The following is a 9,794-nucleotide window of genomic DNA, read 5'->3' on the forward strand; positions in this document are numbered from 1 at the left end:
TCCTCCTGGGCAGCAGCCGCCGCCCGCCGCGCGGCGCAGGCAGCCACCGCCGCCCCCGCCGCAGCGCCGTCCGCGCCCGCAGGACGACCCGCCGACGGACGTCATCCCGGTCCAGGACGACTTCTACTACGACGACCGCTACGCGGACGACGAGGAGTACGCCGAGGACGAGTACGCGGAGGAAGAAGGCTTCTTCGCCGACGAGGAGTACGAGCAGTACGAAGACGAGGAACGCGCCGAGCCCGAGTACATCGAGCCGCCGGACGACGAAGAGGAACCGCCGCGCCGCAAGGTCAAACGCGGCCGCCGCGCGCTGCGCTGGGTCGTCGCGCTCGTGGTGATCGGGCTGATCGGCGGCGGTGCCTGGTACGGCATCGACTCGTTCTTCGGCTACGACGACTTCCAGGGCCAGGGCGATTCCGACGTCGTCATCCAGATCGGGCAGGGCGACTCCACCGGCGCGATCGGCACCGAGCTGTTCAACACCGGCGTGGTCGCCAGCGCGAAGGCGTTCGTGAAGGCGAGCGAGGACAACACGAAGGTGCTGGGCCTGCAGCCCGGCTACTACGTGATGAAGACGAAGATGTCCGGCGCCGCCGCGGTCACGCAGCTGACGTCGCCCACCGCGCGGGTCGGGGTGCTGCAGGTGCGCGCCGGCACCCAGCTCGACGACATCACGCAGCCGGACGGCACCGTCACCCCGGGCGTGTTTTCGTTGCTGGCCAAGGCTTCCTGCGCGAACCTGAACGGGCAGAACACCTGCGTGCCGGTGGACGACCTGCGCAAGGAGGCCGCCACGGCGGACCTCGCCGCGCTCGGCGTCCCGGGCTGGGCCACCGGCCCGGCGGGCAAGAGCACCGACGCCCGGCGCATCGAAGGCCTCGTCGCGCCCGGCGTGTACGACGTCAAACCCGGCTGGAACGCCGCCGATCTGCTGGGCTTCGTGCTCAAGAGCTCGGCCACGAAGATCCAGTCCGCAGGGCTCGCGTCGTCCTCGCAGGTGCAGGGCCTGACGCCGTACGAGATCCTGACCGTCGCGTCGCTCATCGAACGCGAGGGCGTGAACACCGACTTCGGCAAGATCTCCCGGGTGATCTACAACCGGCTGAACGACAAGATGCGCCTCCAGCTGGACTCGACGGTGAACTACCTGCTGGACAAGCCGGTGGTCACCACGACGGACGCGGACCGGCAGAAACCGGGCGTGTACAACACTTACACGTTCGCCGGCCTGCCGCCGACGCCGATCGGGTCCCCCAGCGCGAACGCCATCCAGGCCGCGCTGCAGCCCACGGCGGGGGACTGGGTGTACTTCGTGAAGTGCGAGAAGAACGGTTTGTCCTGCTTCGCGGTCACCATCGAGGAGCACAACCAGAACAAGGACCTCGCGAGGCAGCGCGGTGCCTACTAAAGCCGCGGTGCTCGGGAAACCCGTCGAGCACTCCCTTTCGCCTGTCCTGCACCAGGCCGCGTACGCCGCGCTGGGCCTGTCCGGCTGGAGCTACGAGCGGATCGAGATGGACGCGGCGGGCCTGCCGGAGTTCGTCGCGGGGCTCGGCCCGGAGTGGGCCGGGCTGTCGGTGACCATGCCGGGCAAACGCGCCGCGCTGGAGTTCGCCGCCGCCGCGGCGCCCCGCGCGGTCGCGGCGGGCGCGGCGAACACGTTGGTGCGCAAGGAGTCCGGCTGGTTCGCCGACTGCACGGACGTCGACGGCGTGACCGGCGCGCTGCGCGCCGCCGGTGGTTTCCGCGCCGAACCCGGGTCCACCGGCGTGATCCTCGGCGCGGGTGGCACGGCGGCGGCCGCGGTCGTCGCGTTCGCCGGGCTCGGGGTCGCGCGCGCCCGGCTGGTGGTGCGGGATCCCGCCCGCGCGGGCGAAACGCTCGAAGCGGCGCGGCGGGCCGGGGTCGAGACCGAGGTCCTGACCTGGGCCGAGGTCGATTTCGGCAAGGTCGTCTCGGACGCGTCGGTGCTCGTGTCCACGGTGCCCCCGGCCGCGGTCGCGGAGCACGCCGGGGAGCTGGCCGCCGCCGAATGCGTGCTCGACGTGATCTACCACCCGTGGCCCACGCCGCTGGCCGAAGCCGTCGCCGCGCGTGGCGGCCGGATCGCCACCGGGCTGGACATGTTGCTGCACCAGGCTTTCGGCCAGGTGGAGCAGTTCACCGGGCAGCCCGCGCCCCGCGAGCCGATGCGCGACGCGCTGCGCGAAGCCACCCGGAATGTGTTGCCGTTGCCGCTGGACTGAGCCCGGCGAGGTACGGTCGGGTTCGTGAAGATCGCGATTCTCGACGACTACCAGAACATCGCCCTCAGCCTCGCGGACTGGGATTCCCTCGGCGCCGAGATCGAGGTGTTCACCCACGCCATCGGGAGCCAGGACGAGCTCGCCGAGCGGCTCGCGGGCGCCGAGGTGGTCGTCGCGATGCGCGAGCGCACCCGGTTCCCCGCCGAGCTGCTCGCCCGCCTCACCGACCTGAAGCTGCTGGTCAGCACCGGCGAACGCAACGCGGCCATCGATCTGAAAGCCGCGCGGCGGCACGGGATCGTGGTCTGCGGCACCGGCTACCTTTCGCATCCCACGGCCGAGCACACGTGGGCGCTGATCCTCGCCGCCGCGCGCAACCTCGCCGTTGAACTGCCCGCGATGCGCGAAGGCCGCTGGCAGACCACGGTCGGCACGCCGCTGCACGGCCGCACGCTCGGCCTGCTCGGGCTGGGCAGGCTCGGCTCGCGGGTGGCGCGGGTCGGCCAGGCGTTCGGGATGGAAACCGTTGCGTGGAGCCAGAACCTGACCCCGGAGCGGGCCGCCGAGCACGACGTGACCGCGGTGTCGAAGGAAGAACTGTTCCGCCGCGCGGACGTCCTGTCGGTGCATCTGGTGCTGAGCAAGCGCACGCGGGGTCTCGTCGGGGCCGCCGAGTTCGCCCTCATGAAGCCGGACGCGCTGATCGTCAACACCTCACGCGGCCCGGTCATCGACGAGGCCGCGCTGCTGGATGCGTTGCGGGAGAAGAAGATCGGCGGCGCCGCGCTGGACGTGTACGACGTCGAGCCGCTCCCCGCCGACCACCCGCTCCGCACCCTGCCGAACGCGACGCTCACCCCGCACATCGGCTACGTGTCGAAGGACGTGTACGACGTCTTCTACCGTGACGCGGTCGAGGACATCGCCGCCTGGCAGGCCGGCGAGCCGGTGCGCGTGATGACGCTGGACTGACCGGCGTCAGCCCTTCAGCTCCGCGAGCACCCCGTCGGTGAACGGCGGCCACACCTCGGCCGCCCACGGCCCGAACGCGCGGTCGGTCAGAGCGATGCACGCCGCGCCCGCGTCCGGGTCCACCCACAGGAACGTGCCGGACTGGCCGAAATGCCCGAAGGTGCGCGGGGATGAGCCCGCTCCGGTCCAATGTGGACTCTTGTGGTCGCGGATCTCGAAGCCCAGCCCCCAGTCGTTGGGCTTCTGGTGGCCGAACCCGGGCAGCACCCCGGTCAGCCCCGGGAACGCGACCTCGGTGGCGGCGGCGAGCGTGCCAGGGGCGAGCAGGGTGGGCCGCTGCAACTCGGCCGCGAACGGGATCAGGTCACGCAGGCAGGACACGATGCCCGCGGCGGGCGAGCCCTCGAGCTTCGTGGCGCCCATGCCCAGCGGTTCGAACAGGGCCTCCGCCTGGTACTCGGCGAACGGGATGCCGGAGTGCTCCGCGAGCGCGTCCGCCAGCTCCTCGAACCCGGCGTTGGAGTAGAGCCGCCGCGTCCCCGCCGCGGCCATCTGCCGGTGCTCGTTGAACGCCAGCCCCGAGGTGTGCGCGAGCAGATGCCGGATCGTCGACCCCTCCGGCCCCGCCGGGGTGTCCAGCTCCACCACGCCCTCTTCGATCGCGATGTGCGCGGTGTACGCCGTCAGCAGCTTGCTCACCGACGCCAGCGGGTACTGCCGCTGCTCGTCCCCGGCCTTCCCCGCGAGCGTGCCATCGGCCCGCACCACCGCCGCGGCCGCGTTGTCCACCGGCCACTGCCCGATCACTTCCAGACTCTCCACGCCGCCACCCTACGACGGCGCCCGGCGCGCCATCCGGGGATGCCGCGCCGGGCGCCGGGGGAACTCAGACGGCGGTGTTGTCGGTGACCTCCTGGCCCTCCTCCTCACGCCCCGGGGTCCGCAGGTTCCACTTCCTGATCACCCAGCTGAACACGAAGTAGTAGATCGCCGCGAACACCAGCCCGATCGGGATCAGCAGCCACGCCTTCGACGCCGCCGGTGCCCCCGCGTTGAGCGCGAAGTCGATCGCGCCCGCCGAGAACGAGAACCCGAGGTGGATGCCGAGCGCGTTGCAGACCGCCAGCGAGACACCGGTCAGCACGGCGTGCATCACGTACAGCGGCCACGCCACGAACATGAACGCGAACTCGATCGGCTCGGTGACGCCGGTCAGGAACGAGGTGAACGCGGCGGCGATCATGATGCCGCCGACCACCTTCTTCTGCTCCGGCCGCGCGGTGCGCCAGATCGCCAGCGCGGCGGCGGGCAGGGCGAACATGAAGATCGGGAAGAAGCCCGTGGTGAACGCGCCCGCGTTCGGGTCGCCGGCGAAGAAGTTGTTGATGTCGCCGCCCTTGAAGATGAACCACACCGGCACGTTGATCAGCTGGTGCAGCCCGATCGGCAGCAGCGCGCGGTTGAGCACGCCGTAGATCCCGCCGCCGATCACCGCGTCACTGGTGACCCCGTTGCCGATGTGCTGGATGAGGCTGTCCACGGCGGGGAAGATGAGCCCGAAGACGACGCCCAGGATCAGCAGCGCGAACGAGTTGATGATCGGCACGAACCGGCGGCCGCCGAAGAACGCCAGGTACGGCGGGAGCTTGATGCGGTGGAACCGCTGCCACAGCACCGCCGTCACCAGGCCGACGATCACGCCGCCCAGCACGCTGTAGGGCCATTTGATCGGCTGCAGGTACCAGCCTTCCTTGAACCCCTCCAGGTCGCTGATCGGCGCGAACACCTGCACGACCTTGTTGAACACGACGAAGCCGACGACCGCGGCGACGCCGGTGGAACCGTCGCCGCGGCGGGCGAAGCCGACCGCGATGCCGACCGCGAACAGCAGGGGCAGCCAGTCGAACAGGCCGCCCCCGGCGGCGGCGAACACGGCGGCGACCTTCTTCGTCGCGTCCCAGCGGCCGAGCATGTCGTCCTGCCCGAGCCGGTTGAGCAGGCCGGCGGCGGGCAGGGTGGCGATGGGCAGCATCAGGCTGCGGCCGAAGCGCTGCAGCCCGGCGACACCCCTGCCTTTGCCCTTTGTCGAATCCGCGGTGGTGGTACTCACGGGTTACCTCCGTCTTCGGCGGGGACTGTCGGATCCAGTTGCATGCTCACCTGGTACCGGTCGCCCCGGTACCAGGAGGTGATGTCCTCGGCCGGTTCTCCCCTGGTGGTGGAGATCCGGCGGAAGACGAGGAGCGGGTCCCCGGCGCGGATGCCCAGCAGCCGCGAGGTTTCCCGGTCCGCCGCTTCCGCCCAGACGGTCTGCCGGGCGTGGTCGAAGCGGAGGTCGTGGTGGCGTGCGATCTGCTCGTACAGCGACTGCGTGAGGTCGAGGTCGAGCAGCCCGGGCACGTGTCCGGGGTGGTACCAGCCGCGTTCCACGGCGAGCGGGACGCCGTCCGCGCGGCGCAGCCGGGCGAGCCGGTAGGCGGGCTGCCCCTGGCCGAGTCCGAGCGCCCGCGCGTGCGGCGGAGGCGGGACCCGGACCTCTTTTTCGAGCACCTCGGTGCTCGGCTCCAGGCCGCGGCGGCGCATGTCGCCGGTGAAGGACATCAGGTACAGCTGCAGTTCCATCCGCCGCGCGGCGGTGAAGGTGCCCTTGCCGCGGGCGCGCGTGAGCAGGCCCTCCTCGACGAGCTTGCCGATGGCGGAGCGGACCGTGAGGCGCGAGACGCCGTAGCTTTCGGCCAGCTCGCGTTCGGAGGCGATGGGGGAGCCCGGCGGGAGCTCACGCTCGATGACGCGGCGCAGGATTTCCCGCAGCTGGGCGTGTTTCGGCGTCGGCCCGTCCACCACCCTGTCCTGGGTGGGGCGCGGAGCTGTCATCGTCGCCAACCTGTTCTCTTCCGCCGGTGTCCGGGGCTCGCCCCGGCTGGTTATGATTGGTACGTTCCGGTCTAGACCATTGCTTGATGGGGCAGAATGCTCCGCGCACCGTCGGGGTGTCAACCACCGTTACGGGTTCGTGTTCGGACAACAGAGAAGGAGACCGTCGTGGCGGACGAAAGGCCGGAGAAGATCCTCGCCGCGCTCGGGGGCGCCGGGAACATCATCGACATCGAAGGCTGCATCACGCGGCTGCGGTGCGAGCTCGAGGACGGCTCCGTGATCGACGAGGCGGCGCTGAAGAAGGCGGGCGCGCTCGGGGTGATGAAGATGGGCTCGGTCGTTCAGGTCGTGGTGGGGCCGGAGGCCGACACCATCGCCGAGGACATCCAGGACCTGCTGTGAGCCTGGTGGTGACGAGCCCGGTCGCGGGGAAGGCCGGGCCGATGAGCGAGGTGCCCGACCCGGTGTTCGCGCAGGCGATGGTCGGGCCGGGCGTCGCGGTCGAGCCCGCCGGCGGACGGCAGGACGCGGTCGCGCCGGTGGCGGGCACGGTCGTCACGCTGCACCCGCACGCGTTCGTGATCGCCGGTGAGGACGGCAAAGGTGTGCTGGTGCACCTGGGCATCGACACGGTCAAGCAGCAGGGGGAGGGCTTCACCCTGCACGTGGTCAAGGGCGAGGCCGTGCGCGCGGGACAGCCGCTGATCAGCTGGGATCCCGATGCCGTGCGCGCCGCGGGGTATTCGGCCGTGGTGCCGGTGGTGGCGCTCGACGCGAGCGCCGAGGCGCTGAGCGCGCCGATCGCCGGCGACGTGCGCGCCGGCGATCAGCTGTTCGTCTGGAGTTGAGGGCCGGGCCGGTGCGTCCCCTCGAAATGCACCGGCCCGAAGCGGCGGGTCAGGCGGTCACGACGTTGGTCCCGTCGACCTTCACCGGGATGGACGGCAGGGCACTGGACGCCGGGCCCTTCTCGACCGCGCCGGTGAGCGCGTTGAACACCGAGCCGTGGCACGGGCAGTTGAGCTTGGCGCCGTCCGGTTTCACGGTGCAGCCCTGGTGGGTGCAGATGGCGCTGAAGCAGGCCGCGGTGGTTTCGGTCGGCCGGGAGACGATGGCCTCCTGGCCGTTCACGGTCACGGATTTGGCCTGCCCGACGGTGATGTCGGACAGTGCGGCGACGGCGGTGCCGGACGGCACCGCCGCGGCCGAAGTGCCGGAACCCCCGCTCGGGCTCGAGGAACCCGAGTCGGTGCCGCAGGCCGCGAGCGCGACCGTGCCGGCTGCTGCGCCGGCCACGGCGACTCCGGTGGTCAGGACGGTACGACGGGTGGGTGTTTCAGCAGTCATGCCTCTGGACACGATCCCGGTGGCCCCCCGGTTCAACGCCGGCGCGGATTTGAACCGGATCGGGGGGTGGTTCGTGGAGACGGTTGTACTGTTTTCCATGGACGGAGGGTGGGGACGATGGTCGCTTGGGTGCTTCGGGTGCTCGTCGCCTTGGGGCTGCTCGGATCGGCCTGGGTGCACTACGACCTGTGGGCCAACCAGGGCTTCTCCGACATCGACACGATCGGTCCGCTGTTCCTGGTGAACGTGGTCGCCGGGGTGGTGCTCGCGCTCGCGGTGCTGTTCTGGCACCACTGGCTGCCGGTGCTCGGCGCCATCGGGTTCGGCGCGGTCACGCTGGTCGCGTATCTGATCTCGCTCACCCCGGGCGGGCTGTTCGGGGTGCACGAGGAGTTCCGCATGGCCTCGGAGGTGTGGGGCGTGGTCACCGAAGCGGGCTGCGTCGTGCTCGGGATCGCGCTGCTCGCGCTCCAGGTGCGGGCGCGCTCGCAGGGGCGGCAGGCCGTCCGCGCATGAAGGAGGCCGCGGAGGACCAGTTGATGCGCGCGCTGCACGATGATCATGCGGCGGCGCTGTGGTCCTACGCGCTGAAACTCACCAGCGGCGACCGTGCCCACGCCGAGGACCTGGTGCAGGAAACCCTGTTGCGGGCGTGGAAACATCCGCGGGTGCTGGACCAGTCGCAGGGGTCTGCGCGAGCCTGGTTGTTCACCGTGGCGCGGCGGATCGCGATCGACGGCTGGCGTTCCGCCGCGTCCCGGTCGGAAGTGACCACCGACGCGCCACCGGAGCTGCCGTTGCCGGACGGGACAGAGCGTGCGCTGCAGGGCTGGCTGGTCGCCGAGGCGCTGGGGGAGTTGTCGGCGGCGCACCGCGAGGTGCTCGGATTGTGCTTCTTCCAGGGGTATTCGGTCGCCGACGCGGCCCAGCGCCTCGGGATAGCGCCCGGGACGGTGAAGTCGCGGACGCACTACGCGTTGCGGGCGCTGAAGCTCGCGTTGGAGGAGAGAGGGGTGACCCAGTGAGCAGGCCGGCTGACCCGTTCGAGACCTACGACGCCGCGTACGTCCTCGGTGCCCTGTCTCCCGAAGACCGGGCCGCCTTCGAGGCGCATCTGAAGGTCTGCCCGGAATGCGCTTCGGCCGTGCAGGAGCTGGCCGGGCTGCCGGGGCTGCTGGCCCAGGTGACGCCCGAGATGGTGGAGGCCGAGGAGCCCCCGGCCGGGCTGCTGCCGTCGATGCTCCGCTCGGTGAGCCGGATCCGGCGCCGCAGGACCTTCACGACCTTCGCGGTCGCGGTGGCCGCCGCCGCTGCCGTCGTGGCGGCGATTTTGGTGCCCCAGAACGAAACCGGCGGGAGCGGGACCGCGATGACCCCGCTGGGCTCCTTCCCGGTCCAGGCGACGGCCGCGGTAGCCGCCGTCTCGGGCGGTTCCCGGGTCGACATGTCATGCGAATACCGGGGCGCCGAGTACGGGGCGGACTACCTGCTGGTCGCGGTGCGCCGGGACGGCTCGGAAACGCAGCTCGCGACGTGGTGGGCCGACCCGAACCGCACCGCGAAGATGTCCCTGGACACCGATCTGGCCCCGGCGGACATCCAGTCACTGGAGATCCGCTCGACCTCCGGGTTGGCCCTCCTGCGGTGGCGCCCGTAGGGGATCGCGTCGAGGGCGCCCAGCTCTCGCCTCCGCACTTCACACAAAATGCACCACTCACAAGAAGGAAAAACCCCGCGATAAGGCGCGAGTGGACCACTCGTGCACTTTCGTCCTTGCGGCCGTGCTCGCCGCCTGGCCAGGCTTGATCCATGTCCTGGGGATCCTTCTTCCGCACCACCGAAACCGTCCACCACACCGGCGAAGACGCGGACGCCCGCGGCTCTGCGCTTGCCGCTCAACGGGTGCCCGCGCGGCTCTTGCCGTTGCAGCCTTTGCCCTTGCAGTCCTTGCCCGCGCTGCCTTTGCCCGCCCAACTCTCGCCAGCGCAGCTCTTGCGGCCTTTGTCCGCCCAGCCCGCGCAGCTCTTGCAGCCCTTGCCAGCTCAACCCTTGGCCGCTCAACCTGTGCCCGCGCAGCTGTTGCCCGGGCAGGCCTTGCCCGCTCAACTCTTGCCAGCTCAACCCATGGCCGCTCAACGCGTGCCCGCGCGGCCTTTGCCCGCCCAACCCTGGCCAGCTCAGCTCTTGCCCGCACAGTCCTTGCCCGCGCGGCTCTTGCCCTTGCAGCTCTTGCCAGCTCAGCCTTTGCCCGCCCAACCCTTGCGGCCTTTGTCCGCACAGTCCTTGCCCGCGCGGCTCTTGCCCTTGCAGCTCTTGCCAGCTCAGCCTTTGCCCGCCCAACCCTTGCGG

12 protein-coding genes are annotated in these 9,794 nt (G+C 70.8%); 8 read left to right on the forward strand and 4 right to left on the reverse strand.

Going from position 1 to position 9,794, the window contains the following annotated elements; translation table 11 throughout:
- From mltG to FPZ12_RS44375, 3 genes are all read left to right on the forward strand, one after another.
- Window positions 1–1,411: endolytic transglycosylase MltG (gene mltG / locus FPZ12_RS44365; protein WP_243770354.1), on the forward strand; the 1,411-nt coding region annotated here is incomplete at its 5' end.
- 7 nt (window positions 1,412–1,418) lie between these two features.
- Complete coding sequence (locus FPZ12_RS44370; RefSeq protein ID WP_243770356.1) at window positions 1,419–2,249, forward strand: shikimate dehydrogenase; 831 nt, start codon at window positions 1,419–1,421, stop codon at window positions 2,247–2,249.
- A 24-nt stretch (window positions 2,250–2,273) separates the two neighbouring features.
- Entirely contained in the window at window positions 2,274–3,221 is a 948-nt protein-coding gene (locus FPZ12_RS44375; RefSeq protein ID WP_144761095.1) for a D-2-hydroxyacid dehydrogenase family protein, read from the forward strand.
- A 6-nt stretch (window positions 3,222–3,227) separates the two neighbouring features.
- Here the strand turns inward: FPZ12_RS44375 and FPZ12_RS44380 are convergent, their stop codons facing one another.
- From FPZ12_RS44380 to FPZ12_RS44390, 3 genes are all read right to left on the reverse strand, one after another.
- Window positions 3,228–4,043: a serine hydrolase domain-containing protein gene (locus tag FPZ12_RS44380; RefSeq protein ID WP_144761092.1), complete on the reverse strand. Its 816-nt coding sequence runs from the start codon at window positions 4,041–4,043 to the stop codon at window positions 3,228–3,230.
- 64 nt (window positions 4,044–4,107) lie between these two features.
- Complete coding sequence (locus tag FPZ12_RS44385; protein WP_144761089.1) at window positions 4,108–5,331, reverse strand: PTS transporter subunit EIIC; 1,224 nt, start codon at window positions 5,329–5,331, stop codon at window positions 4,108–4,110.
- On the reverse strand, window positions 5,328–6,095 hold the full coding sequence (locus tag FPZ12_RS44390) for a GntR family transcriptional regulator (RefSeq protein ID WP_144761086.1): 768 nt from the start codon (window positions 6,093–6,095) through the stop codon (window positions 5,328–5,330). Before FPZ12_RS44390 ends, FPZ12_RS44385 begins: the two co-directional genes overlap by 4 nt.
- A gap of 96 nt (window positions 6,096–6,191) precedes the next feature.
- Between FPZ12_RS44390 and FPZ12_RS44395 the strand changes: the two genes are divergently transcribed.
- Both FPZ12_RS44395 and FPZ12_RS44400 read left to right on the forward strand, forming a co-directional pair.
- Window positions 6,192–6,500, forward strand: a complete 309-nt coding sequence (locus FPZ12_RS44395; RefSeq protein WP_144761083.1) for a PTS sugar transporter subunit IIB — start codon at window positions 6,192–6,194, stop codon at window positions 6,498–6,500.
- Window positions 6,497–6,946: a PTS sugar transporter subunit IIA gene (locus tag FPZ12_RS44400; protein WP_144761081.1), complete on the forward strand. Its 450-nt coding sequence runs from the start codon at window positions 6,497–6,499 to the stop codon at window positions 6,944–6,946. Before FPZ12_RS44395 ends, FPZ12_RS44400 begins: the two co-directional genes overlap by 4 nt.
- A 49-nt stretch (window positions 6,947–6,995) precedes the next feature.
- On the opposite strand, the gene FPZ12_RS44405 is transcribed toward FPZ12_RS44400, so the two are convergent.
- Window positions 6,996–7,445 carry a QcrA and Rieske domain-containing protein gene (locus FPZ12_RS44405; RefSeq protein WP_144761078.1) on the reverse strand — a complete coding sequence of 150 codons (450 nt, stop codon included), beginning with the start codon at window positions 7,443–7,445 and terminating at the stop codon, window positions 6,996–6,998.
- Window positions 7,446–7,562: 117 nt separating this feature from the next.
- Between FPZ12_RS44405 and FPZ12_RS44410 the strand changes: the two genes are divergently transcribed.
- The 3 genes from FPZ12_RS44410 to FPZ12_RS44420 are packed head-to-tail and all read left to right on the forward strand — an operon-like array spanning window position 7,563 to window position 9,102.
- Entirely contained in the window at window positions 7,563–7,961 is a 399-nt protein-coding gene (locus FPZ12_RS44410) for a hypothetical protein (protein ID WP_144761075.1), read from the forward strand.
- On the forward strand, window positions 7,958–8,470 hold the full coding sequence (locus tag FPZ12_RS44415; RefSeq protein ID WP_144761072.1) for a sigma-70 family RNA polymerase sigma factor: 513 nt from the start codon (window positions 7,958–7,960) through the stop codon (window positions 8,468–8,470). The genes FPZ12_RS44410 and FPZ12_RS44415 overlap by 4 nt, the downstream gene beginning before the upstream one ends.
- Complete coding sequence (locus FPZ12_RS44420; protein ID WP_144761069.1) at window positions 8,467–9,102, forward strand: anti-sigma factor family protein; 636 nt, start codon at window positions 8,467–8,469, stop codon at window positions 9,100–9,102. Before FPZ12_RS44415 ends, FPZ12_RS44420 begins: the two co-directional genes overlap by 4 nt.
- Window positions 9,103–9,794 lie beyond the last annotated feature (692 nt).

Source organism: Amycolatopsis acidicola, assembly GCF_007713735.2.
Lineage (GTDB): Bacteria > Actinomycetota > Actinomycetes > Mycobacteriales > Pseudonocardiaceae > Amycolatopsis_E > Amycolatopsis_E acidicola.

Excerpts from the sequence above, each read along its gene's own strand:
- FPZ12_RS44390 (WP_144761086.1), bottom strand. The coding sequence starts at position 6,095 with ATGACAGCTCCGCGCCCCACCCAGGACAGGGTGGTGGACGGGCCGACG.
- FPZ12_RS44395 (WP_144761083.1), top strand. The coding sequence starts at position 6,192 with ATGCTCCGCGCACCGTCGGGGTGTCAACCACCGTTACGGGTTCGTGTT.
- FPZ12_RS44405 (WP_144761078.1), bottom strand. The coding sequence starts at position 7,445 with ATGACTGCTGAAACACCCACCCGTCGTACCGTCCTGACCACCGGAGTC.
- FPZ12_RS44410 (WP_144761075.1), top strand. The coding sequence starts at position 7,563 with ATGGTCGCTTGGGTGCTTCGGGTGCTCGTCGCCTTGGGGCTGCTCGGA.
- FPZ12_RS44415 (WP_144761072.1), top strand. The coding sequence starts at position 7,958 with ATGAAGGAGGCCGCGGAGGACCAGTTGATGCGCGCGCTGCACGATGAT.